General features: G+C 66.3%; 22 protein-coding genes and 1 pseudogene. 20 read left to right on the top strand and 3 right to left on the bottom strand.

Annotated elements, in window-relative coordinates; genetic code table 11:
- Window positions 1-121: 121 nt before the first annotated feature.
- The 14 genes and pseudogenes from ACLVWQ_RS28825 (at window position 122) to ACLVWQ_RS28890 (ending at window position 15,641) form a co-directional block, all read left to right on the top strand.
- Complete coding sequence (locus ACLVWQ_RS28825) at window positions 122-748, top strand: hypothetical protein (protein WP_414112124.1); 627 nt, start codon at window positions 122-124, stop codon at window positions 746-748.
- A 295-nt stretch (window positions 749-1,043) separates the two neighbouring features.
- The gene (locus tag ACLVWQ_RS28830) at window positions 1,044-1,673 is read left to right on the top strand and encodes a hypothetical protein (RefSeq protein WP_414112125.1); all 630 of its coding nucleotides are present in this window, start codon (window positions 1,044-1,046) and stop codon (window positions 1,671-1,673) included.
- Window positions 1,661-2,707, top strand: a complete 1,047-nt coding sequence (locus ACLVWQ_RS28835) for a hypothetical protein (RefSeq protein WP_414112126.1) — start codon at window positions 1,661-1,663, stop codon at window positions 2,705-2,707. Before ACLVWQ_RS28830 ends, ACLVWQ_RS28835 begins: the two co-directional genes overlap by 13 nt.
- Window positions 2,708-2,864: 157 nt before the next feature.
- Window positions 2,865-7,403: a DUF6531 domain-containing protein gene (locus ACLVWQ_RS28840; protein WP_414112127.1), complete on the top strand. Its 4,539-nt coding sequence runs from the start codon at window positions 2,865-2,867 to the stop codon at window positions 7,401-7,403.
- 26 nt (window positions 7,404-7,429) lie between these two features.
- On the top strand, window positions 7,430-8,071 hold the full coding sequence (locus ACLVWQ_RS28845) for a hypothetical protein (RefSeq protein ID WP_414112128.1): 642 nt from the start codon (window positions 7,430-7,432) through the stop codon (window positions 8,069-8,071).
- 360 nt (window positions 8,072-8,431) lie between these two features.
- Window positions 8,432-9,133 carry a hypothetical protein gene (locus ACLVWQ_RS28850; protein ID WP_414112129.1) on the top strand — a complete coding sequence of 234 codons (702 nt, stop codon included), beginning with the start codon at window positions 8,432-8,434 and terminating at the stop codon, window positions 9,131-9,133.
- Window positions 9,134-9,250: 117 nt separating this feature from the next.
- On the top strand, window positions 9,251-9,652 hold the full coding sequence (locus ACLVWQ_RS28855) for a hypothetical protein (protein ID WP_414112130.1): 402 nt from the start codon (window positions 9,251-9,253) through the stop codon (window positions 9,650-9,652).
- Window positions 9,649-10,995, top strand: coding sequence for a hypothetical protein (locus tag ACLVWQ_RS28860; protein WP_414112131.1), 1,347 nt, complete (start codon window positions 9,649-9,651; stop codon window positions 10,993-10,995). The genes ACLVWQ_RS28855 and ACLVWQ_RS28860 overlap by 4 nt, the downstream gene beginning before the upstream one ends.
- A 91-nt stretch (window positions 10,996-11,086) precedes the next feature.
- Complete coding sequence (locus tag ACLVWQ_RS28865) at window positions 11,087-11,698, top strand: hypothetical protein (RefSeq protein ID WP_414112132.1); 612 nt, start codon at window positions 11,087-11,089, stop codon at window positions 11,696-11,698.
- 45 nt (window positions 11,699-11,743) lie between these two features.
- Entirely contained in the window at window positions 11,744-12,457 is a 714-nt protein-coding gene (locus ACLVWQ_RS28870; RefSeq protein ID WP_414112133.1) for a hypothetical protein, read from the top strand.
- A 192-nt stretch (window positions 12,458-12,649) separates the two neighbouring features.
- Window positions 12,650-13,308, top strand: a pseudogene (locus tag ACLVWQ_RS28875) (transposase); the annotation flags it as partial.
- Between the two features lie 29 nt (window positions 13,309-13,337).
- Window positions 13,338-13,817 (top strand): hypothetical protein, encoded by a 480-nt coding sequence (locus tag ACLVWQ_RS28880; protein ID WP_414112134.1) that lies wholly within the window; start codon window positions 13,338-13,340, stop codon window positions 13,815-13,817.
- A gap of 392 nt (window positions 13,818-14,209) precedes the next feature.
- Entirely contained in the window at window positions 14,210-14,917 is a 708-nt protein-coding gene (locus ACLVWQ_RS28885) for a hypothetical protein (protein WP_414112135.1), read from the top strand.
- A gap of 70 nt (window positions 14,918-14,987) precedes the next feature.
- Entirely contained in the window at window positions 14,988-15,641 is a 654-nt protein-coding gene (locus ACLVWQ_RS28890; protein ID WP_414112136.1) for a hypothetical protein, read from the top strand.
- A gap of 29 nt (window positions 15,642-15,670) precedes the next feature.
- Here ACLVWQ_RS28890 and ACLVWQ_RS28895 read toward each other — a convergent pair whose 3' ends face one another.
- Window positions 15,671-15,862, bottom strand: coding sequence for a DUF397 domain-containing protein (locus tag ACLVWQ_RS28895; RefSeq protein WP_414112137.1), 192 nt, complete (start codon window positions 15,860-15,862; stop codon window positions 15,671-15,673).
- 12 nt (window positions 15,863-15,874) lie between these two features.
- Window positions 15,875-16,729, bottom strand: coding sequence for a helix-turn-helix domain-containing protein (locus ACLVWQ_RS28900; protein ID WP_414112138.1), 855 nt, complete (start codon window positions 16,727-16,729; stop codon window positions 15,875-15,877).
- Window positions 16,730-16,962: 233 nt separating this feature from the next.
- On the opposite strand from ACLVWQ_RS28900, the gene ACLVWQ_RS28905 reads away from it, so the two are divergent.
- The 3 genes from ACLVWQ_RS28905 (at window position 16,963) to ACLVWQ_RS28915 (ending at window position 20,451) form a co-directional block, all read left to right on the top strand.
- Window positions 16,963-17,493 (top strand): ATP-binding protein, encoded by a 531-nt coding sequence (locus ACLVWQ_RS28905; protein WP_414112139.1) that lies wholly within the window; start codon window positions 16,963-16,965, stop codon window positions 17,491-17,493.
- A 153-nt stretch (window positions 17,494-17,646) separates the two neighbouring features.
- A complete protein-coding gene (locus ACLVWQ_RS28910) occupies window positions 17,647-19,029 on the top strand; it encodes a nitrate/nitrite transporter (protein ID WP_414112140.1) in 1,383 nt (460 codons plus the stop codon).
- A gap of 180 nt (window positions 19,030-19,209) precedes the next feature.
- Window positions 19,210-20,451, top strand: a complete 1,242-nt coding sequence (locus ACLVWQ_RS28915; RefSeq protein ID WP_414112141.1) for a uroporphyrinogen-III synthase — start codon at window positions 19,210-19,212, stop codon at window positions 20,449-20,451.
- Here the strand turns inward: ACLVWQ_RS28915 and ACLVWQ_RS28920 are convergent.
- Complete coding sequence (locus ACLVWQ_RS28920; RefSeq protein WP_414112142.1) at window positions 20,400-21,092, bottom strand: DUF1772 domain-containing protein; 693 nt, start codon at window positions 21,090-21,092, stop codon at window positions 20,400-20,402. The genes ACLVWQ_RS28915 and ACLVWQ_RS28920 overlap by 52 nt on opposite strands.
- Before the next feature lie 270 nt (window positions 21,093-21,362).
- Here ACLVWQ_RS28920 and ACLVWQ_RS28925 point away from each other — a divergent pair, with 270 nt between their 5' ends.
- The 3 genes from ACLVWQ_RS28925 to ACLVWQ_RS28935 all read left to right on the top strand — a co-directional run bounded on the left by ACLVWQ_RS28925 (window position 21,363) and on the right by ACLVWQ_RS28935 (window position 23,504).
- Complete coding sequence (locus ACLVWQ_RS28925; RefSeq protein ID WP_414112143.1) at window positions 21,363-21,956, top strand: CGNR zinc finger domain-containing protein; 594 nt, start codon at window positions 21,363-21,365, stop codon at window positions 21,954-21,956.
- Window positions 21,957-22,173: 217 nt separating this feature from the next.
- Entirely contained in the window at window positions 22,174-22,695 is a 522-nt protein-coding gene (locus tag ACLVWQ_RS28930) for a sigma-70 family RNA polymerase sigma factor (protein ID WP_010039908.1), read from the top strand.
- A gap of 38 nt (window positions 22,696-22,733) precedes the next feature.
- On the top strand, window positions 22,734-23,504 hold the full coding sequence (locus ACLVWQ_RS28935) for an anti-sigma factor family protein (protein WP_414112144.1): 771 nt from the start codon (window positions 22,734-22,736) through the stop codon (window positions 23,502-23,504).
- The last annotated feature ends 108 nt before the right edge of the window (window positions 23,505-23,612 follow it).

The following is a 23,612-nucleotide window of genomic DNA, read 5'->3' on the forward strand; positions in this document are numbered from 1 at the left end:
CCGGCCCCACCGGCCCAGCGGTAGCGTGACGGTGCTCGTGCCCCCTCACCTCCGCCGGGAGTCATCTGTGAACCGCCGTCCCACGCTGCTCGCAGCGATCACGCTGACTGCCGTTGCGGCTTTGTCGCTGTCTGCCTGTGGCGGCGACGACAGCTCCACGGACGCGGGCAAGGGAAACGACAAGGACAAAGGCAAGGTTGCGGGCGCCGATAGCGGCACGGAGGAGTCGGCGTCGCCGAGCGCTTCGGCGAAGGCGGAGTCTGCGGCCGGGCGTCCGAAGATCGAACTGCCGGCGGATCTGTCGCTCACCTTCGAGTGGAAGACGGGCGACAAGGAGAAGGACGCGGTCCTGGCCGACAGGGAGCAGTCCATCAAGGCGGTGGACATGGCCATCGCCAACCAGGACCCGCTGGATGAGGCGTACCTCTACTACTACGAGGGTGAGGCCGCTGCCCAGACGGAGCAGTACATCAAGGCGTACGTGAAGGCCAAGGCGCGCACAACCGGTACCTCTCGCTACTACGGCGCGACCGTCAACGTGAGGGACGCCGACAGTGCCTCGCTCGTGTACTGCGAGGACCAAGGCAAGGGGTACGACATGTACTTGGAGACGAAGAAGATCAACAAGACGACCGTCACCAGGAACAGCTACGTCCGCTACAGCGCCCAACTGCACAAGAACAAGAAGGGCGTCTGGGCTGTGGAGGAGCTTGTTTCCCAGCGGGGGAGCGAGCAGTGCCAGCCCTGATCGCCGTGGGCCTGTGGCGACGACGGCCCCGAGCGACCCAGCCGTACCGGGTGCGTTCTTTGGCGCGAGGCTTTGCGAAGGTCAACATCGTAACGGTGCTGTGCTGTGCAGGTCACTCTTTGGTCGCCATGGGGCGCTGCTTCATGGACCTTTGCGTGAGTTGAGGTCGATATGGCGTCACCCTCTTCGTTATTCGCTCTGGTGTCGTCTCCTGCACCCTCGGTAGCGTGGCCGTGCTCATGACCCCCTAGTCCATCGGGAGCTGTCTGTGAACCGCCGTCCCACTTTGCTCGCAGTGATCTCGCTGACCGCCGCTGCGGCCTTGTCGCTGTCCGCCTGTGGTGGCGACAGCTCCAAGGAGAAGGACAACGACAAGATCGCGGGTGCCGACACGGGCACGGAGAAGTCGGCTTCGCCGAGCGCGTCCGAGGAGGCTGGGGCTGGGCGGCCGAAGATCGAACTGCCGTCGGATCTTCATTACGTCTTTGACTGGAAGAAGACGGGCGACGCGGACAGGAATGCAGTCCTGTCCGACGGTGAGCAGTTCATCAAGGCCACGGACCAGGCCATCGCCAACCAGGATGCACTCGACCCCGCCTACCGCTTCTATGCGGAGGGTGAGCTGGCGGCATCGACGGAGAAATACGTGCAGCGCTTCGTGGATCACGGAGCTCGCACTACTGGGACCTACCGCTTCTACAACGAGTCGGTGACGGTCCGCAGTGGCGGATCGGCGACACTCACATACTGCGAGGATCAAGGTAAGGCCTATAACAAGTACGTCAAGACTGGAAAAGTCGACAAGACGTCGGTAACCAAGAATAGTTACGTTTTCTATAACACGGCCTTGAAGAAAAATAAGGCTGGGGTGTGGGTGACCCAGGACATGCTTTCAGAGAGGGCAAGCAGTAAATGCCAGCCATGAATAGGTATGGAGTCGTTTTCGGCTCAGCGATGATCCTGATGTTCTTGGCCAACTCCGGTGTTGCATCGGCTGATGACGACTTTGGCAATGGAAGCCAGAAGCCAACCAAGCCACCTGTCTCCGGCAATAGCGACGGCAAGGGCAACCTCTCCGCCACTGCCGGAGCCGTTGTCTTCGACCGTTCGAAGAACGGCACCGGGCAGTCGGCCGGCCCCGTTACTTCCTCGGCGTCGAACTGGACTCCGCCCGCTTGCTATTACGCCCCGAAGTACACCCCGGACCAGCTGAAGAAGCATCTGGAGCCGATCTGGCAGGCTGAGTCCACGGGGTACGAGTGGGACGCCGAGGAGCGGAAGAAGTTCGAGGGCGGCGAGCCGTACAAGGACTTCAACAAGGACAAGACGGGCGAGGGTTACTTCTGGGACTCCTATGTCACCGAGGGCAGGGAAGGCGATCCCGGAGCGCTCGACTGTGACAAGGAGATCTTCTGGGTGGACCTGGGAGATCCGCCGCCCCCGGAGATCCCGCAGGCGATCACCCCCGAGATGCTGGCCCAGTTGGCTTACGCCGAGATCAGGGTGCCTTCGACCAAGGTCGAGCTGGCCCCGGAGGGCACGACGAAGGTGAATCTGCCGACGTGGGCGTGGCTGGACGCGGCGAAGTTCAAGCCGGTCTCCGTGACGGCATCCGTCCCGCTGCTGAACGTTCAGGCGACGACCACGGCCGAGCCGGTCTCGTTGAAGATAGAGCCGGGTACGGCGGACGCGACGACGTATCCCGCCTCCGGCGTGTGCGAACTGAACGGCGACCAGATCGGTGAGGCGTACGCCAAGGGCAAGGCGGACGAGACTCCGCCGTGCGGCGTGAAGTACCTGCGCTCGTCGGGCGACGGCTCATATCAACTCCAGGCTACGGTCACGTGGAAGATTCACTGGACGGGCACCGGCGTCAACGCGGACCAGCCTTTGCCTGACGGCGAGTTCGGTGCCGACCAGGACGTCATCGTCCAGGAGATCCAGTCCATCAACCGTTGAACCGACCGTGCAGCGAAGTGCTCATGCTCGGGCACCGTTTCACAACGTGATGCGGAGCCCTGGTCGGCGGTCCTGCCGCCTCGGAGCGTTTCCGGTGATGCAGTAACTTCGCTGCTGCGTACGTTTCTGGTGTGCTTGGCGTGACGGGGGTTGCGTGGTGGCGGGGTATCGGCCGACGGACTGGCATGTCCTGGACTTGGAGAAGGATCCGACGCCGGGGGATCCGGTCCGGGTGAAGTCCCTGGCGAAGAGCCTGCACGACTTTGCGGACGATGTGCAGGACGCGCTGCGGCTGGTCACGGGGATGGCGGGTGAGGACGCCGTTCTGTCGATGGTGGGCAAGACGGCTGAGGTGTTCCGGGACGAGTTCTCGGGTGTGCCGAAGAACTTGAAGAAGTTGAAGAAGTCGTACGACCTGGCGGGGGACGCGCTGGCGGCGTACTGGCCCAAGCTCGAACGCGCGCAGGCCCTGGCCGACAAGGCCCTCGCCAAAGGCCGTGAAGCCCAGGCGGATCTCTCCTCCGCCAAGTCCCGGCTCTCGTCGGCTGATTCGTGGGTCACCCGGGCGAACAAGGAAGCCGACAAGTACAAGGACGACCCGACCGGCGGCAAGGACGTCGAGAAGCCGGACGAGTCGAAGGTCCGTGCCGCCACCCGGGACGCCCAGAGTGCCAAGGACGCCCACACGTCCGCCCAGTCGGACGTGACCACCGCGCAGAACGCCCTCGACGCGGCGAAGAAGATGGCCGGCGATGCCCGCAGCATGCGTGAGGAGGCTGCGGGCGAGGCGAAGCGGAAGCTGGACGAGGCGTCGGACGCGGGGATTCGGAATCGTAAGTGGTACGAGGAGGTCGGGGACTGGGTCTCCGACAACTGGGACACCATCGTCGCCGTCTGCAAGGTCGTCGTCGCGGTCCTCGGCATCATCGCGATGATCATCGGCGGCCCCATCCTCGGCGCGATCGTGCTCATTGCCGCGCTGGTCGTGCTGGCCGACACCCTCAACAAGTATCTGAAGGGGCAGGCGTCCCTGTGGGACGTGGCGTTCGCGGCTCTGGACTGCATACCGGGGATGAAGGGCCTGACCACCCTCGGCGGACTGGCCAAGGGACTCAAGGGTCTGCGGACCATGAACGGGCTCAAGGCCGGGCTGAAGGGCATGGCCGCCGGTGTCCGAGGGCTGGGGAAGTCGGCCCGCGGAGCACTCACGGACGGGGCCAAGGGCGCTTACAACCGTCTGGCGTCCAAGATCAAGGGATGCGGCGACCCAGTCGATGTCGCGACCGGCCAGATGTTCCTCGCCGAGACCGATGTCGTACTGCCCGGCGCCCTGCCGCTTGCCCTCTCTCGCAGAGCCGCGTCCGGCTATCACACCGGCTGGTGGTTCGGACCCAGTTGGGCCTCCACCATCGACCAGCGGCTCGAAGTCGACGGAGAGGGCGTCGTCTTCGTCACTGAGGACGGCATGCTCCTCGCCTACCCGCACCCGACAGGTCGGAGCGCACCGGTCCTGCCCGAGGCAGGCCCGCGCTGGCCACTGACCCGTGACGACGACGGTTATCGCATAGACGACCCGCTCACCGGCCACGCCCGCCACTTCGCGCTTCTGGCCGATGGCATCGCACCGCTCACCCGCATCGTCGACCGCAACAGCAACACGATCACCTTCGATTACGACGAGCAAGGTGCTCCCCTCACCGTCAGGCACTCTGGTGGCTACCACCTCGCCCTTGCCACTGAGGAGGGCCGTGTCACCGCTCTCAGCCTGGTGGGCGGGAACGAGGACGGCTCCGACGCCGTCCTCAAACGCTACGGCTACACCGACGGCAACCTCACCGAGATCATCAACTCCTCCGGGCTGCCGAGGAAGTTCGGCTACGACCGTCGCCTGCGCGTCGCCGACTGGACGGACAGCAACCGCAGCCGCTATGCCTACACGTACGACGAGCATGACCGTTGCCTCACACAGGGCGGCGACGCCGGGCACGTCAGTGGCACGTTCGCGTACGACGGGTCGGACCCCTCCTGGCCGGACTGCCGCATCACCACCCACACCACGGCCGAAGGCGCGGTGTCCCGGTTCGTCATCAACGACAACAGCCAGGTCGTCGCCGAGGCCGACCCTCTTGGCTACACGGGCCGCACCACGTACGACGAGCACCACCACGTCCAGTCGCGTACCGACGCTCTCGGTAACACCACCGCGTACGCGTACAACGCCGAGGGCAGGCCGACCGAGATCCGGCATCCGGACGGCGGCGTACTCACTGTCGAGTACGACACGGGGAACCTGCCGATCCGGGTGGTTCAGCCGGACGGAGCAGTCTGGGAACACGCCTACGACGAGCGTGGGAATCTCGTCCGCCTGGTCCACCCGAACGGCGCCTCCACCCGCTTCACGTACGACGGCCGGGGCAACCTCAACTCGGTCACCGACCCTGCCGGAGCCACCACACGGGTGCGATGCGACCCAGCCGGCCTGCGTGTCGAGACCGTCAGCGCGCTGGGCGACCGCACGACCCGTGCCTACGATCCTTTCGGGCGGCTCAGCAGGAGCACCGATCCACTGGGGCACACGACCCGGCTCTGGTGGACGATCGAAGGCCACCTGGAACGTGCACTCGGCCCGGACAGCTCCGAGGAGACATGGGCCTACGACGGTGAGGGGAACTGCACCGAGCACACGGGCCCCGGCGGCGAGCGGACGACCTTCGAGTACACACACTTCGACCTGCTGAGTTCACAGACCGGACCTGACGGCAGCCGTCACGAGTTCGCGTACGACGCCTCGCTGCGGCTCACCGGGGTGACCAACCCTCTCGGCCTCACCTGGCACTACGCGTACGACCTCGCGGGTCGCCTCACGGCCGAAACCGACTTCGACGGTCGGCTGATCACTCTTGAACGTGACGCGGCGGGCCGGCTCGGCCGACGGGTCACCCCGACAGGCCAGAGCGTTCGCTATGCCTATGACGCGATGGGGCGGCTGGTCGACAAATCGGTGGACGGAGACGTCACCTCGTATGCGTACGACCCGGTCGGTCGACTCGTCCGTGCGTCGAGTCCTGATTGCGACCTGGAATGGGACCGCGGCCTCGATGGGCGGGTCACCTCCGAACGGATCAACGGGCGCACACTCGCATCGGCCTACGATGCGCTCGGCCGGCGCATGGAACGCGTCACTCCCTCGGGCGCCCGTACTGCCTACACGTACGACCCTCTCGGGCGTACCGCGTCCCTGCGCGCCGCGGGCCGCACCGTCGACTTCACCCATGATGCCGCAGGACAGGAGACCGGCCGCCTGATAACCGATTCCCTGTCGCTCACCCAGACCTGGGACGTCGCCGGGCGTCCGCTGGAACAATTGGTGACGGCGGCGGGGAACCAGGTTCAGAAGCGCTCGTACGGCTACCGCGCAGATCACCATGTCGTCCAGGTCGAGGACGCCTTCGACGGTGTGATGAATCTGGAACTCGACGCCGTGGGACGCGTGTCAGGACTCCAGGGGGCCTCCCGGGCGGAAAGTTACTCCTACGACGCTCTGGGGCAGGTCACCTCGGCCTCTTGGCCGGGCCATCAGGCGGACGGCGAGTCCGCGGGAGATCGGAAGCTGTCAGGGACCCGGCTGGAGCGCGCCGGCTCGACGAGTTACGAGTACGACGCGGCGGGGCGGACGGTCCTGCGCCGAAAGAAGCGCCTCTCGCGCAAACCTGAGGTGTGGCGGTACACGTGGGACGCTGAGGACCGTCTGACATCCGTGGTCACACCGGACGGCACGGTCTGGCGCTATCTGTACGACCCGCTGGGGCGCAGAATCTCCAAACGGCGCATGGGCGACGACGGCCGGACTGTCGTGGAGCGGACCGACTTCACCTGGGACGGGACGACCCTCGCCGAGCAGACCACCGTCTCGGCCGATCTTCCCTACCCCGTCACCCTCACCTGGGACCATCAGGGACATCGGCCCATAGCCCAGACGGAACGGCTCACGGACGAGGCGACCCAGGAGGAGATCGACTCCCGGTTCTTCGCCGTCGTGACTGATCTGATCGGCACACCTACCGAGCTTGTGGACGAGCACGGGGTGGTGGCCTGGCACGCGCAACGGACGGTCTGGGGGCTCACCGCCTGGCCGAGGGACAGCCAGGCATACACGCCTCTGCGCTTCCCCGGTCAGTATCACGACCCGGAATCAGGCTTTCACTACAACTATCAGCGTCATTACGACCCTGAAACGGGCCGATACGCGTCACTTGATCCGCTAGGACTGACTCCGGCCCCCGATCCGTACGGTTACGTCACCAACCCGCTGCGGCAGTTCGACCCGTTCGGTCTCATGTCGTGTGACGACACGGTGGTCCTCTATCACGGATCACGGAATTGGACCGGCAATCAATTCTCTCTGAGCCATTCCGATGATCTCCAACGAGAATACACTCCGGACATGGGCGTGTATCTGACGGATGATTTCAACAGGGCTGCCACCGGATACGCTACGCCCGAAGGATCGGTCGTCCGCGTCGAAGTTCCCAGATCGTTCGCCGAGTCCGTGTACAGACAGCATGGCGGTCCCGCCGGAAGAGAGCCGGAGTACTACGTCAACACCCAGGACGGTGTCGACATTCTCAACGCCGGCTCTCCCCGGGCCCTTCCGCAGAGGGACGCGATCATTCAGCATATGATGGGTCAGTTCTAGTTCGAAGAATATGAGGCACGGAGAACATGTCAGAACGGATCAGCCCCATTCCCGAGTCGAGTCTCGCGCGTTCGGTATTCGGGCCGCTCGGCGGTGTGATTGAAATCGGTGCGGTGAACCGTACGGGAACCTGGGAATTGTCCGACGTCTCGGTGGGAGATTTCCTCACCCGTCGACAGGATGACGTCGCGGAGATGCTGGACCGAATCCGTACGGTCTGTGCGTTCGGCGATGCGGCCATGGGGATCGTCGATGAACTCGGTCGATTCCGCGACCACGAGGTGCCTGCGGCGTTCCTGCTGCTGTGGTCGGGCGGGCTGGAAGCCGTCCCGCGTGACCTGGCCGAGCTCGATGAACCGGTCAGGGTGCGGCGCATGTGCCGCATGGCCGCGGATCTGCAACTGAGCCATTTTCTGCAGGCACTGATCACCGCCGCCATCGTGGCGGGGACCGAAGCCGGGCGAGGAGCGGAGCAAGTGGCCGGCATCCTCCGTCTCGCGGCCGGCCTGGCGGACGAGTCCGGACGGAGTGCGCCCACGGTGATCTTCCGCATGTGGCGCGTCGCCCATCTGCCGGGCATCCTTCGCCCCGAGTCGGACGCCCCGGAGAGCGGCAAGGCTGCCTTCCGTGCGTACGACGGGGCGCTGGAGCATCTGCTCGACCGGTGAAGGCAGGGCGGTGGCGGTATGCCGCCACGAGTTGAGTCAGTCCGGAGGGGGAGCTTCGGTAAACCGAGCGCATCATGCTGCAAGTGCGCTTGCCCTTGCGGGTAGGCACGCTCCGTTCTGCGTGGGGAGTATCCGGGAGCTCTCAGGCGTATGGCGGCCGCTTTCGGAGGGTGTTAGACCGGGTGGGGCTCCCTGCGTTGAGGCTTTGCGATGGTCAACACGGCGATGTCGCCGCTCCTTACAGGTCATTCTTCAGACACCTAGGACTGCCGCTTCCCGAGTCTTTGGACGGGTTGCGGCTGATGTGGCGTCGCCCTTGCTGTAATTCGCTCTGGTGTCGTCTCCTGCACCCTCGGTAGCGTGGCCGTGCTCATGACCCCTTCATCTCAGCGGGAGCTGTCTGTGAACCGCCGTCCCACGCTGCTTGCGGTGATCGCGCTGACTGCCGCTGCGGCCTTGTCGCTGTCCGCCTGTGGTGGCGGTGGCGGCGACAGCTCCGAGGGCAAGGGCAGCGACAAGATTGCGGGTGCCGACACCGGCAGGGAGAAGTCGGCTTCGCCGAGCGCTTCGGTGGAGGCTGCGGCTGGGCGGCCGAAGATCGAGCTGCCGTCGGATGTGACGCACAGCTTCGCCCCGCAGGGGTCCGAGGATGCTGTCAAGAACGGGGTTCTGAAGGACAACGCAGAAGTCGTCCGCGCACTCGACGCGGCTATCGTCGCCCAGAATCCGCGGTTGCCTGCCCTGGAGTTCTATACGGAGGGTGCGGCTGCCGCTCAGAAGTGGGTCGAGGCGTTCTCGGACGCCGGTTGGACGGTCACCGGGGACGTGCGCTACTTCGACCGTCAGGTAACGGTGAGTTCCAAGAGCTCCGCTTCGCTCAGCTACTGCGCCGACGAGAGCAAGGCGTACAGCAAGGTCATCAAGACCGGAGAGGTCAAGAAGACCAAGGTCACCAAGAGGAGTTACGTCGCCTACGGCGTCCAAGTCGAGAAGAACGATGTAGGGGTCTGGGAGCTCATGAAGATCTCCTCCACTCGAGGAGCTGACAGGTGCCAGCCATGAGCCGGCCTTTTCGTATGGCGAGGGTCATGCTGCCGACGAGCGCCTCCTGCCGGAACGCTGTTCCCAACGCCAACGCCAACGCCGAACCGGCCCCTCCCGGTGGGGAAGATCCATTCGGTGGCGGTTCCGGAGACGGCAAAGGGTCAGCGGGCGGAGTCGACGGCGACGGCTACTTTTCGGGCGACGGGAGAGGTAACGGGCATGGCGGAGCGGCTGGCGGTCGACGGCGACGAACTCGAGCGGTTCATGAAGATGCTGAACAAGTCGACGGACTCGCTCAAGGGTGTCCGTAAGGCGTTGTCCGAAGCGACTGTCACGGGCCTGGGCACCGATGATCTGGACTCCGCGTGTGAGGGGTTCCAGGCGGACTGGAAGTACGGCTCGGAGGAGATCGGTAAGCAGACCGAGGACCTTGCTGAGATCATCGGGAAGAGCCGGGACAGTTACCGCGAGGTCGACAAGGCGCTTGAGGAAGCATTGAAGAAGACCGGGGACGGCAGCGGAGGCGGCAAGAAGTGACGCAGACGCCCGGCATCGAGCCGTCGCCTTTGTCTCAGTCCGAGGCCGCGAGGAACGCGTCCCTTCCACAGGGACTGAAATCCTCCCCGACGATCGCGAACCCCGACTATCCCAGCCTGGGCTTCAACCCTGTGCCGGGCAGCACCGACACGGTGAGCGGTCTGCACAAGAAGCTCGCCGGCTGCGCGAAGGTACTCGAAGAAACGCGTGACCTGGTCGCCAAGTTGATGGACGGCGGCTATTGGAAGGGCGACGCGGCCGTTGCGTTCCGGGAGCAGCTCGACGGTGGCCCGCTGCCGCTGAACCTGAAGAACGCCGCGCGTTCCCTGCGTAAGGCCGCCAAGCAATTGAGCCTCTGGGAGGGCGAACTCGACGACTTCCAGCATCGTGCGACACGCCTGGACGAAGAGGCGAAGGACGCGCGTGCTGCGGTCGACGCGGCGAAGGGCAAGGCGACGACCGCGGGCGACGATCCGGCCCTGGACAAGAAGAAGGGCGCTGGGCACGACGATGCGCAGAAGGCGCTGACCCGTGCGAACACGGCCGTGGATGAGGCGGAAGCCGACCTCGAGAAGATCCTCGGCAGGGCTCGGAAGCTCGCCGAGGAACACGAGAAGCAGGCTCAGTACCGGGCGGGCAGGATCCGGGACGCGACGAAGAAGCTGGCGCCGCATGAGCCCGGGTGGTTCGACTCGGCGATGGACTGGCTCGGCGAGAACCTCCCGGACATCCTCAGCGGAGTGGCCGCAGTGGTCGGGCTGGTGGCGCTGTTCGTCCTGACGGGTGGAACGGCGGCCGCGGTGCTGCTGCTTGCCGCGGCGGCGTTGAGTGCTACGGCGCTGACCCTGCGCATCGCCGAGAACCCCGAAGTATGGGCGTCGCTGAAGGACGGTTTCACCAAGGGCGAGTTCGACTCGGACTTCTGGAGCAATTTCGTCACCTTGGGGGGTGACGCGCTTGGCATGGTGCCCGGTATTGGAGCTGCGAGCAAGGGTGCTGCAGCTGCTGTGCGGGCAACTGGCGAGGCGGGGGAGGCATTCACGCTCGGCCAGCGGGCGGCTCGGTTTGGGAGCACCACAATGGAGCATGCGAAGTCGATCTCCAACCTGGACAACGCGTTGCTCGATCTCACGATTCGGGGTGCCCGGGCGGCCCAGATCACGAGGACGGTCGAGGTCACCTCATCCTCGGTCGGCGTGGCCACTGCAGGCTTCGGCCTGGTCATGACAGCTGTGGACACCGACGACGACGGGGTCAAGGACGGCTCTGTGGCAGGTATCGACGGAGCGAGGCTTGGCCTTGACGTCGGAGGTCTTGTCGATATCGCCCGACACGTCTTCTGAGCGCCAAACAGAGAGAACTCACCTCATGCATCCGACCGATTACCCCACTGCTTGGGACTATCCAGCGACCAGGCAGGCCTGGATTCAACACATGATCATGATTGTCGGGCGACTGGCGGGCTGGATCGCTGTCTGGGTCGGCTCGTTGGCTGTGCTGGTGTCGTTCCTGTCTCCGGGTTTCACCCCGCTCTTTGTGCCCCTGCTGGGCTACGCGACTTACCGCGCCGTCCTCCAACTTGCCTATTTCCGCCCGTCCTTGTGCATCAAGCGAGTTTTCCAGCAGTACCCCTGGCAGTTCCTCAGCGATGTTCCTCGCGGCCGAAACAAGCACCCGCAGGTTCAAGAGGACGAGATGTGGTTCGAGTTTCCCAACCCTGAGGAGCCACAGGAACAGGTTCCTCTGCTCTTCCTGGCGAACATGCGCACATTCTGGTGGATGAGGCGATTCGGTACCTCACGTACCAAGCCGGAACTGAAGGCCCAGATCGAGCCCCTCTGGTTTGCCGGCGATCCCCGTTTCATCGCCGTTGTCGCTGCCACCGGGCGCGGAGGCGAAGCCCCCAAGCGGCTGCACCTCCTCTATCAGCGGACGGCCACAGGCCGTCGGGGGATCACCCCGACCGACTGGAACGCCAGCACCGCCGCCCTCGAACGAGCTCGCCGCGCCGGTGCTCACGTGCCTGACCCGTTGCCTCAGCAGTAGAACGAACGCAGACACCGCCGAGGCACGTCTATCGGACTGGACCTTATGACTGCCACTCCCCGCTTCACTGTCGACGACTCCGCCAAGGATCCCCAGGCGGACATCTGGTTCGCCGAACCTGCTGCGTTCACTCCGCTGCCTCTCGACCTCCTGCTCGCCCCGCCTGCTTCCGCGGCCGCCGATGAGTTACGTATGGCCTTCGCTCCGTTCCTTGCCGCGGCACCCGACGAGTTGACCCGTCAGCGGTTCGTCGCCCAAGTCGCAGAAGGCCAGCGATTGCTGGCCGCATTGCGCGAGGTCGGTACTGTTCACTGCTCCATCGGCCTACACCGTGACGACGTCGACGATGCGGGCAGAAGTGCCACTGGTGAGCTTCTGCTCTCTTTTCTCACTCTCTCCTGGCGTGACACGGTGGCAGCGTCCCGCGCTGCGACCGCAGCCCGCGCAGTGACTTCTGCTGGCGAGGGTCACACGCAGGTTGAGTACCTTGAACTGCCCTGTGGTCCTGCCGCGTTCAGTGAGACCGTGCGTACCTCATCAGCTGAAAGCGGTCTTTCTGCACAGGCGCTTCTCCAGACACACGGCTATTTGCCTCACCCGGACTGCAAGCGTCTGGTCGTTCTCACGCTGAGTACGACGGCCACGGCCCGCCGCGAGCAGTATCGGACGATCCTCCGGCAGGTCGCCGAAACGGTCAGCTTCGACAGTCCGCTCACTGCGGTGGGTGCGATGCAGGAACGGGCTCGCCGAGAGCGCTAGTTGTGAATGTCGTCGGTGGGGGTGGGTGACAGTGCTCGGATCAAAGACCAGATGGTCCAAGTCGTCGTCCCATCTGGCGATACCAGCATCCGAGCGGTTGCAGGTATCGCCTACATCGACAAGGCCACTGCCTGTTTGAATGAGAGCAGTGCTCAGGACCTGTGAGTCGGCTCCTGGAGGCCGAAGCCCATACATATAGTCGAGTTGGCAGGCCAGAGGGACGTGACCGGCCGGCGTTTGGTCGTGCGCAACGGATTCCACCAGCCGAGGAGGGTCACCACCATTGATTTCATGCCCGCGCTCGAGCAGTTCCTCGGCTCTGCGGCGGGTCTCTCGTCCGTGACGGTGGCCCGGCTGACCGCCCAGTGGCAGGCCGACCACACGGCGTTCACCTGCGGATCCGCCTGGAAGAGGCAAAGGTCGCCGTGCCGGTGTTGATGGGGGTGCGCGCGGACGGCAAGAAGGAGCTGATTGCGATGACCGACGGCTACCGCGAGTTGTCCGAAGCGTGGGCAGGGCTGCTGCGGGACTGCGCCCGCCGGAGCCTGCGAGCCCCGATCCTGGCGGTCGACGACGGCGCACTCGGCTTCTGGAACGCGTTGCACGAGGTCTTCCCCGGCACCCGCCACCAGCGGTGCTGGGTGCACGAGACCGCCGATGTCCTGGACATTCCTCCGAAGTCGGCCCAGTCAGCCGCCAAGGCCGTCGCTGCGTTCGCCAACCAATACGGGGCGAAGCACCCCAGGGCCGTCAAGCGGATCACCGACGACGAGGACGAGTTCCTGACGTTCTTCGATTTTCCCGCCGAGTACCGGTTCCATCTGTGGACCACGAACCCCGTTGAGTCAACCTCCACAGAGCGGCCGGAAAGGCTCGCGGCATGATCGGCCCCCACCTCGACAAGGAGCCCGCCGAGCATCGGCGCTTCGCCCGCTACCTGCAGGTCCTGGAGGCCGTCGCCGAAGAGGACGAGGCCGACCTGGTGGCCGCCGTGCTGCGCGACCAGGACGCGACTATGGCGGACAGTGCGGTGGGCCGCCATCTGGACCGCCGGGCCGCCGACTTGCTGACCGAACCACGGTTCACGGCCTGGGCTCAGGCCATGACCGAGGTGATCGCGGATCGAGACTTCCTCACGCTCCGCCTGCGCGAGTGGACTCTGCTCAGGGCCATCGCCCTGGGCGACCCATGGACGGCTGAGGAACTCACCGGAGCAGCGGACTGGTTCCAGCGCATGGCCGCAACCGCGCAGATCGTGACCTCGCCCAAGGTCCTCATGCTGCTGGCAGAAAGCGGACGAACACGCCGGGTCCGAAACATGGCGAGCCATCAGCTGCGACACCGAGACCAGCCCGACTGATCTGATCCACAGTCTTGACGATTCCTCTTTGAATGCCTGTTGACCCCTGTCGCGGCGCGTCTTGATTCGGTGATTCCGAGGCCCTCGGTGACGTGGATTCGTGCCTCAGAGGAGTACTGCCGCCTTGTGTATGTGGCACCGATCGGTGGGCTTCTGGGTTGCTCTACGGCAACAGTCTCCAGTCGTCGGCGGCAGCTTCTGGAGGGCGTCGGACCGGGGGACTCCCGTGTGGAGGCTTTGCGATGGTCAACACGGCGATGTTGTCGCTGTCTGCAGGTCACTATTCAGATGCCTCGGACTGTCGCTTCATCAGGCTATGGACGGGTTGCGGCCGATACGGCGTCGCCTTTGCCGCTATTCACCCTGGTGTCGTCTCCCACACCCTCGGTAGCGTGGCCGTGCTCGTGTCTCTTTCGCCTCATCGGGAGCAGTTCGTGAACCGTCGTCCCACGTTGCTCGCGGCGATCATGCTGACTGGTGCCACAGCCCTGACTCTGTCTGCCTGCGGTGGAGGCGACAGCTCAGGGGGGAAGGGCAGCGAAAAAGTCGCGGGGACGGATACTGACGCGGGCGTGTCCAAGACTCCAAGCGTCGCCGCTCCTCCCTCCGCGGTGGCCGACCGGCCGAATGTCGAGCTGCCATCGGACATCACGGACGAATACGAGGACTGGGAGAGCGGCGACGACGTGAAGGACGATGTCCTGGCAGACATCGCGGCGCGCATCGACGCGACGAACGACGCCATCGTCAAAGGCGACACAGGCGCCCCGGGCCTCTCGTTCTACTACCGGGACAGGGCTCTGAGCGGCGCGGTGGAATGGGTCCGGGAGTATGAGAAGGCTGGTCTCTCGTTCACCGGCACTACCCGCTACTACGACCCGAGGGTCACCCTGGCCAGTAGTACCTCGGCAACGGTCGTCTATTGTGCGGACGAGAGCAAGGGCTTCAACAAGAACCGCAAGACCGGGAAGGTAGACAGGACGCCTTCGGATGAAAGCCCGTACGTGCTCTACAATACGCGCCTTGAGAAGAGTGGGAAGGGTGTGTGGCAAACCACTGTTCTGACCTCGAAGCGAGGGGACAGGGCGTGTGCTGGATGAGGAAATGCCGCGCATCGGCAATGGGTGCCATGGTTCTTCTTGTTTCCCCTCGCTTTGTCGGGAGTTGCCTGTGAACCGCCGTCCCACTCTGCTTGTCGGGATCTCACTGACCGCCGCTGTGGCTTTGTCGCTGTCCGCCTGTGGTGGCGACAGTTCCCAGGACAAGAACGTCGGTACCGGGAAGGGTACTGGCACGGGAAGCTCGGCTTCGGCCAGCGCCTCTGCTGAGGCTGTGGCCGGGCGGCCTAAGATCGAATTGCCGCCGGATCTTCACTATTCCTTTGACTGGAAGAAGAAGACGGGCGACGCGGACAGAGAGGCTGTTCTGTCCGACGGCGAGCAGTTCATCAAGGCCACGGACCAGGCTATCGCCAACCAGGATCCGCTCGACCCCGCGTATCGCTTCTATGCGGAGAGCGAGTTGGCGGCGGCGACGGAGAAGTACGTGCAGCGGTTCGTCGATCACGGGGCGCGCACCACTGGGATCTACCGATTCTACGGCGAGTCGGTGACTCTCCGCGGCGATGGAACGGCCACGCTCACGTACTGCGAGGACCAAGGCAAGGCCTACAGCAAGTACGTCAAGACCGGGAAGGTCGACAAGACGCCGGTGAGTAAGAACAGTTACGTTTTTTACAACACGGTCTTGAAGAAGAACTCGGCCGGGGTATGGGTCACTCAGGACATGCTTTCGGAGAGGGCGAGCAGCAAATGCCAGCCGTGAAGGGCGTCACCCCGCCTCACCTTCGGAGGTCATCGTTGCGGAGACGGGTGTGCCTTCAGGGCTCGTATCAGGTCCTGGAGGCGAGGCCGGGTTGTTGTGACGACGGTGTCGGGGTTGTCGCTCTCGCGGAGGTGGACGGCTCCGGCGGGGGTGGCGGCGACGTAGACGCAGTTTGAACTATCGCCGCTGTACGTGGACTTCTGCCAGTGGATGGAGGGCATGGTCGGTCTCCTTCAGCTGTTGCGGATGAGGCGGTGGATGAAGTCACGTGACTCGGCCGGATTGAGCGCACAGGACTCTATGTGACCCAGCACCGCCCGGTATTTGCTCAACTGTGCCTCTGCGTCGAGGAATCCGCAGCCGCCGTGGTGTGTGTCCAGTTGAACGGTGTCGAGTTGTGGGACGGAGCCCTCGACGTAGTCGAAGGACTGACCCGTGCTTGGGAAACGATCCGCGCCGAAGGGAATCACCCTGATGGAGACATGGGCCAGCCCGCTCATGTCCATGAGGTGCTGGAGTTGGGCGCGCGCGACGGCCGGGCCGCCGAAGCCCATGCGAAGCGCGGCCTCGTGGATCGCTGCCGTGTACGAGAGCGGATTCTCCCCGTGCAGGATGCCCTGCCGCTTGATGCGATGTGTCAGGCGATGCTCGATCTCGTACTGCCGCATGGGCGGGGCCACTTGCCGGAAGAGGGCTCGTGCGTGGTCGGTGGTCTGAAGCAGCGCTGGGATGTGGATGATGAGTGCCACGCGTAGACCGGTGGCGTAGTGCTCAAGCTCGGCGAGGTCGATCAACGTGGCGGGTAGATGTTCTCGATATTCGTCCCACCACCCACGCTGCCGTCCGCCGGTCATCGCGGCCAGTGCATCGACGAACAAAGGGTCGGTGCAGCTGTAGCTGCTGGCGAAGGTGCGGACGCGGTCGGCGCTGACGGCATAGCGGCCCGCCTCGATGTTGCTGATCTGCGCCTGCTTGAGGCCGAGGAGTCCTGCGGCCGAGCTGGACGTCAGTCCCGCGTGCTCCCGGAGCTTGCGCAGTTCGGTACCCAGACGTTGCTGGCGCAGCGTGGGGGCGGTGCTGGGCGGCACTGAACCTTCTCTCGTCGTGCTGGGGTTCCCGCTGTCACCCATAAGAGGGAACTGTCTATTCTTCGACTCATTCGATGTCAAATGTTACATCGACTCCTCTAGGGTGAGCCGCAGGTCGCTCAACTTCCCTGGCCTGCAACGCGGAAGCGCACCCCACCAGGCACTGCCACCGCACGGCACCGGTACTGAGCGAGCCCAAGTCCCCCTCCCTCCCTTTCCTCCTGGAGGCGTTCATGGTCACCGTAGCCCCGCCCGACACCTGCACGTACGCCCTTCGCCTGCCCCATGACCCCCGTGCCGCCCGCGTCGCACGTATGACCGTGCGGGCCGCGTTGCAGGGGCATGGAATGGCCGAAATCGTCGATGTGGTCGAACTGTTGACGTCCGAGATGGTCACCAATGCGTATCTGCACACGAGAGGCCCCGCCTCGTTGCGGCTGAGTGCGCTGGGCGGCGGGCGGTTGCGCGTCGGGGTGTGGGACAGCAGTCCGCACATCCCGGCGCCCTTCGACGAGCCCCCCGGTGTTCAGGCGGTGCCGCCCGCCCCGGTGAGCGCGGAAGGAGGGCGCGGGCTGTTCCTCGTACGGCAGTGCGCCAGTTCCTGGGGCGGCTGGTCCCTGGGGCACGACCTGCTCGGTCGCGGCGCCGGCAAGCTGCTGTGGTTCGAGGTCGACCCTCAGTCCCACTCCCACTCCCAGCCCCAGCCCCAGTCCCACTCCCAGCCCCACTCCCACTCCCAGTCCCTGTCTCGGCCCCAGTCGTAGACGCGCTCTCGGTGCGGCCCCGCAAAACCCCTCACCACGCCCCCCACCCCAGGGTGAGAGCAACGTTCCCCCGTGGTCACTCGTAGCCACAGGGTGGAAACGCGCCGTCCCTACCTTCGGGAGCACCACCCGGAGAAACGTGGAGGCCGTGAGATGACAGCCCCGAGCAGCAGCATCACACCGCGCAAAGGGGGCCGCTGGATCGAGCAGTGGGACCCGGAGGACGAGGCGTTCTGGAAGGAGACGGGGGAGAAGGTCGCCCGGCGCAATCTGTTCTTCTCCGTCCTCTCCGAGCACATCGGGTTCTCGATCTGGACCCTCTGGTCGGTCATGGTGCTCTTCATGGGGCCCGAGTACGGGCTGACCCCCGCCGACAAGTTCTTCATCATCTCGATGGCCACCCTCGTCGGCGCCATCGTGCGCGTGCCCTACACCTTCGCGGTCGCCCGGTTCGGTGGCCGGAACTGGACCATCATCGCGGCCAGCATGCTGCTCGTCCCGACGGTCGCCGCGTTCGTCGTCATGGAGCCCGGCACGTCCTTCGGGACCTTCCTCGTCTGCGCCATGCTCGCCGGTGTGGGCGGCGGCAACTTCGCCTCCTCCATGACCAACATCAATTCGTTCTTCCCACTGCGGAAGAAGGGGTGGGCCCTCGGGCTCAACGCCGGCGGCGGCAACGTCGGCGTGCCCGTCGTGCAGCTCATCGGGCTCGCCGTCATCGGCGCAGGCGGCGGTCCGCGCGTGCTCCTGGGGATCTACATCCCGCTGATCGTCGTCGTCGCGGTCCTCGGCGCCCTCTACATGGACAACCTCACGTCCGTGAAGAACGACACCGGCGCCGCCAAGGAGGCCGTGAAGGACCCGCACACCTGGATCATGTCCCTCCTCTACATCGGGACGTTCGGGTCGTTCATCGGATACAGCTTCGCCTTCGGGCTCGTGCTCCAGACGCAGTTCGGGCGTACGCCCCTGGAAGCGGCGTACGTCACCTTCATCGGGCCGCTGCTCGGCTCGCTGATCCGCCCCGTCGGCGGCCGGCTCGCCGACACGTACGGCGGCGCCCGCATCACCCTGTGGAACTTCGTCGGCATGGGCGCCGCGACCGCCGTCATCGTCGCCGCCTCCATGGCGGAGTCGCTCGCCCTGTTCACCGTCGCGTTCATCGTGCTGTTCGTGCTCACCGGGCTCGGCAACGGCTCCACGTACAAGATGATCCCCGGCATCTTCCAGGCCAAGGCCGACGCCCTGGGGCTGAGCGGGGAAGAGGCCGCGTCGTACGGGCGGCGGATGTCGGGGGCCTCCATGGGGCTCATCGGTGCCGTGGGCGCGCTCGGCGGGCTCGGGATCAACCTCGCCTTCCGGCAGTCCTTCCTGAGCGCCGGATCCGGCACCGGGGCCTTCGTCGGCTTCCTCGCCTTCTACGCGGTCTGCTTCGCGGTCACCTGGGCCGTATACCTTCGCCGCCCGGCGGCCGCCGAGTCGCCCGCCACGGCCGCCTCCGAGGCGAAGCCGCAGCTCAGCTACGCCGAGGTGTGACGTAACACGGGTGACATCAAGCGGAACCGAGCCTGTCACGCATGATTGACAGGCTCGGTCGTCCGCCATGACGCGGACGAACGGGGCAGGCGGAGAATGCCCCGGAGGCCCCGATACGGGTACTCGGAGCAGGGCGCCCCCATCCAGCGGGTGACGTGGACGAACACCGGGACGAGAGCCATGTACGAGGAACCGCAGCAACCGGACCGGCCCGACCGGCCTCAACCACACCCCGAGCAGCGAGTCGAGCAGCAAGCCGAGCAGCGAGCCGAGCCGCAGGTCGAGCCGCAGCGCGATCACGGGCCGCTGGCCGGCTTCACCGTCGGTGTCACCGCCGCCCGTCGCGCCGACGAACTCGGCGTCCTGCTCCAGCGCCGCGGCGCCGTCGTCCTGCACGCCCCCGCCCTGCGCATCGTGCCCCTCGCCGACGACAGCGAGCTGCTGGCCGCGACCAAGCAGCTGCTCGACCAGGCGCCGGACATCGTGGTCGCGACCACCGCGATCGGGTTCCGCGGCTGGGTCGAGGCCGCCGACGGCTGGGGTCTCGGCGAGGAGCTGCTCGCCGTACTGCGCCGGGTCGAGCTGCTCGCCCGCGGACCCAAGGTCAAAGGTGCGGTACGCGCCCAGGGGCTGACCGAGGAATGGTCCCCGTCCTCCGAATCCATGGCCGAAGTGCTCGACCGGCTGCTGGACGAAGGTGTCGAGGGACGCCGGATCGCGATCCAGCTGCACGGTGAGCCGCTGCCCGGCTTCGTCGAGTCGCTGCGGGCCGCCGGCGCGGAGGTCGTCGGCGTCCCCGTGTACCGGTGGATGCCCCCGGAGGACATCGGGCCGGTGGACCGGCTGCTCGACGCCACCGTCGCCCGCGGCGTGGACGCGCTGACCTTCACCAGCGCCCCGGCCGCGGCCTCGCTGCTGGGCCGCGCCGACGAACGCGGGCTGCTGCCCGAACTGCTCGCCGCCCTCAACCACGACGTGCTGCCCGCCTGCGTCGGCCCGGTCACCGCGCTGCCGCTCCAGGCCCGGGGCATCGACACCGTCCAGCCGGAACGCTTCCGGCTCGGCCCCCTCGTCCAGGTGCTGTGCAAGGAACTGCCGTCCCGGGCCCGGACGTTGCCGGTCGCCGGCCACCGGGTGGAGATCCGCGGGCACGCGGTGCTGGTGGACGACGCGCTGCGGCCCGTACCGCCCGCCGGGATGTCCCTGCTGCGCGCGCTGTCCCGGCGGCCCGGCTGGGTGGTGTCCCGCGCCGAGCTGCTGCGGGCCCTGCCGGGCGCGGGCAGGGACGAGCACGCCGTGGAGACCGCCATGGCCCGGCTGCGTACCGCACTGGGCACGCCCAAGCTCATCCAGACCGTCGTCAAGCGCGGCTACCGGCTCGCCCTCGACCCCGCCGCCGACTCCAAGTACGCCGACGACTGACGCCCCGAGCGGCCCCGGCGTCCGTGCGCGTGTCCGTGTTCGTACCGGCCGTACAGCACCAGCGCTCGTGCCAGGAGGCCCAGGGCGAGCGTGGACAGTACGGCCCGTACGACGTTCCAGGCCACCCACGGGTCCTCGAACTCCTCGCGCACGGCGGCCGGGTCGGCCGTCGTCGCCGGATTCCCCGCGGCCGCCAGGTCGTTGTTCAGCGGGATGTTCGCGACGACGGTGCACAAGAACGCCAGCGCGTACGCGACGAACGCCGCGAACACCCAGCCCCGCAGCCGCGGTGCGCCGCGCCACTGCCAGGCGGACACGGCCGTCAGCAGCAGCGCGCCCAGGAAGCTCAGGAAGAACACCGGGTTCTGGATGACCTCGTCGATGTTCTGCATGACCTCTACGTAGACACGGTCGTCGCTGCGGGCCAGCGCCGGCATCACGCTGCACGCGAACGCGTAGAACACCCCCGCGATCAGACCCATGGCGACGGTGGCCGCGAGCAGCACCCCTCCGGCCGCCGCAGGGGCTCGCCGCCGCCCCGAGCCGTCGCCCTCCGCGCGGCCCTCCGCGCGGCCCTCCGAGCGGCCCTTCGAGCCGCCTGTGCCGCTCGCGTTCCTCGAACTCTCCGGAATACCTGTCATGCGGTCGAGTCAAGCGCCGGGCCGTCCCGGACGACATGGCTCATACGCGCACCCGCATACGCGGACGTCCAGCCCCCACACACGCGGGGCACACACCCAGGGCACGCACGCAGAGCACGTACACAGTGCGTTCGCGGCGCCACCGCGCACGCGGCAGCGGACCGGCGCGGGCGGGTCGCGGGCGGCGTGGGGCTTCCCGCCGCGCGCGGGGGAAGGCACTGTAGGGGTACCGGCCCCGCATGGCGGCAATCCCAAGGCGGTGACAGGCACATGGCATTGGGCACGGCCACGGCCCCGTACGAGCTGCGGTTCGACTCCGGGCGGATCTGTCTCGATCTCCTGGCGACCACACACCCCGAGGAACGGCTCGACGCGGCCGAACCGCTGCGGGCCTGGATCATCGGATCCGGACTCGTCCCGGCGGGTACGCCCCTCGTGTCGGCGGACTCCTCCTGGGTCGTGGATTTCCGCGAACTGCGCAGCCATATCGGACAGTTGGTACGTGGAGAGCCATCCCGGGACTCCCGGCCCTTCGATGTCGCGCTGACCCGTGTCAACGAACTCGCCCGCGTCGCACCGCCCGTACCCTTGGCGGTGTGGGACACGGCCGGCTCGCTCGTCCGTGCCCTGTGCGCCCCTCCGACCTGCGCGGCACTGCTCGCGGCGGTCGCCCGTGACACCGTGGAACTCCTCACGGACCCGGCGGCCCGCGCGAGCGTCCGCCAGTGTGAGGGAGACAACTGCCCGATCGTGTACCTGGATACGTCCAGGGGGCGTCGTCGCAGGTGGTGCTCCAGTGAGGTGTGCGGAAACCGGGAGCGCGTGGCCAGGCACCGGCGCAGAGCAGCCCTCGCACGGGCTTAGGATCCTTCGTGGATCCCCCGTGAACGACTTGTGGAGCACATGAGGAGACGGAATCCTCACGCTTCCCACAAAGAATTCCATTCACTTTGAACAGCGCAACGCCCGCACCCGTATCCGGAGATGAGCGACCGACTGGGGGATCCCCCGGACACCGGAGGTAGGCGTGCGCAAGGATTCCGCCGTGGCCGATGAACGATCGCCGAGGGCCCGACATCGCATGTCCCAGCCCTCGGAACCGGACGAGGAGCTGATGCGTGCGCTGTACCGGGAACACGCCGGGCCCCTGCTCGCCTATGTGCTGCGGCTGGTCGCCGGGGACAGGCAGCGGGCGGAGGACGTCGTACAGGAGACGCTCATCCGGGCCTGGAAGAACGCCGGTCAGCTCAACCGAGCGACCGGTTCGGTACGCCCCTGGCTGGTGACGGTCGCTCGACGCATCGTCATCGACGGGCACCGCAGCCGGCAGGCCCGGCCGCAGGAGGTGGACCCGTCGCCGCTGGAGGTCATTCCCGCGGAGGACGAGATCGACAAGGCGTTGTGGCTGATGACACTCTCTGACGCGCTCGACGACCTGACCCCCGCCCACCGGGAGGTACTGGTCGAGACGTACTTCAAGGGGCGTACCGTAAACGAGGCCGCCGAAACCCTGGGGATACCCAGCGGCACGGTGCGCTCACGGGTGTTCTATGCCCTGCGTTCGATGAAGCTCGCACTGGAGGAGCGGGGGGTGACGGCATGAGCACATACGGGGGATACGGAACGGGTAGTCCTGGATCCATGCAAAGTTCGCAAGGGCAGGGCGATCTGCACGAGACGGTGGGTGCCTATGCGTTGGGCATCCTCGACGACGCCGAGGCGACCGCGTTCGAGGAGCACCTCGCCACGTGCGAGTGGTGCGGGCAGCAACTGGACGAACTCGCGGGCATGGAGCCGATGCTGGCCGCCCTCGCGGACCTGCCGGGCACCCGCGGCACACCGGCCATCGGCGAGACACTCGCCGTGCGCCCGAGCAGTCAGCTCTCGGACCGGCTGGTCGGCGAGGTCGTCGAACGCCGGGTGCGCGCCAAGAAGAGCCGGCGTCTCTTCTTCGGGCTCGCGGCCTCACTGATCATCGGCGGCCCCATCGTCGCGATCGCGGCCAGCGGTGGTGACACGACACAGGAAGCCAGGCCCCTGCAGTCGGCCAGCCCCGCCAAGCAGGTGTTCACGGAGATGAAGGACAAGGTCCAGGGCACGGACGCGAGCACTCAGGTCAGTGCCGCGGTCGGCATGGTCAGCAAGCCCTACGGCACCGGCCTCGGCCTGGAGCTGAAGAACGTCAAGGGCCCGGAGAAGTGCTCCCTGGTCGCCGTGGGCAAGAACGGCGAGCGGGAGACGGCGACCACCTGGACCGTCCCGAAGTGGGGCTACGGCATCAAGGACGCCGCCACCGAGCTGGCCAGGAACCCGCTCTACCTCCAGGGCGCCGTCGCGATGAACACCGCCGACATCGACCACTTCGAGGTCGTCACCTTCGACGGCGACAAGCTGGTCGAGGTCGACGCGTAGGCGACGCACGGGCGAGGCGGGACGGGACGACGTGCGGCCGAGGCGCGCACGACGCGCGGCCTCGTGGTGCGGGCGAGGTGTATCCGGCGCCTAAGGTGCGTATGACGT

This window comes from Streptomyces sp. CWNU-52B (assembly GCF_047444975.1).
Taxonomy (GTDB): Bacteria; Actinomycetota; Actinomycetes; order Streptomycetales; family Streptomycetaceae; genus Streptomyces.

What these genes read in the sequence shown, in the direction of transcription:
- ACLVWQ_RS28930 (WP_010039908.1), top strand. Translation starts at nt 22,174, where the DNA reads ATGTCCCAGCCCTCGGAACCGGACGAGGAGCTGATGCGTGCGCTGTAC.
- ACLVWQ_RS28935 (WP_414112144.1), top strand. Translation starts at nt 22,734, where the DNA reads ATGCAAAGTTCGCAAGGGCAGGGCGATCTGCACGAGACGGTGGGTGCC.
- ACLVWQ_RS28845 (WP_414112128.1), top strand. Translation starts at nt 7,430, where the DNA reads ATGTCAGAACGGATCAGCCCCATTCCCGAGTCGAGTCTCGCGCGTTCG.
- ACLVWQ_RS28905 (WP_414112139.1), top strand. Translation starts at nt 16,963, where the DNA reads ATGGTCACCGTAGCCCCGCCCGACACCTGCACGTACGCCCTTCGCCTG.
- ACLVWQ_RS28880 (WP_414112134.1), top strand. Translation starts at nt 13,338, where the DNA reads ATGATCGGCCCCCACCTCGACAAGGAGCCCGCCGAGCATCGGCGCTTC.
- ACLVWQ_RS28920 (WP_414112142.1), bottom strand. Translation starts at nt 21,092, where the DNA reads ATGACAGGTATTCCGGAGAGTTCGAGGAACGCGAGCGGCACAGGCGGC.
- ACLVWQ_RS28835 (WP_414112126.1), top strand. Translation starts at nt 1,661, where the DNA reads ATGCCAGCCATGAATAGGTATGGAGTCGTTTTCGGCTCAGCGATGATC.
- ACLVWQ_RS28910 (WP_414112140.1), top strand. Translation starts at nt 17,647, where the DNA reads ATGACAGCCCCGAGCAGCAGCATCACACCGCGCAAAGGGGGCCGCTGG.
- ACLVWQ_RS28865 (WP_414112132.1), top strand. Translation starts at nt 11,087, where the DNA reads ATGATCATGATTGTCGGGCGACTGGCGGGCTGGATCGCTGTCTGGGTC.
- ACLVWQ_RS28915 (WP_414112141.1), top strand. Translation starts at nt 19,210, where the DNA reads ATGTACGAGGAACCGCAGCAACCGGACCGGCCCGACCGGCCTCAACCA.
- ACLVWQ_RS28925 (WP_414112143.1), top strand. Translation starts at nt 21,363, where the DNA reads ATGGCATTGGGCACGGCCACGGCCCCGTACGAGCTGCGGTTCGACTCC.
- ACLVWQ_RS28895 (WP_414112137.1), bottom strand. Translation starts at nt 15,862, where the DNA reads ATGCCCTCCATCCACTGGCAGAAGTCCACGTACAGCGGCGATAGTTCA.
- ACLVWQ_RS28870 (WP_414112133.1), top strand. Translation starts at nt 11,744, where the DNA reads ATGACTGCCACTCCCCGCTTCACTGTCGACGACTCCGCCAAGGATCCC.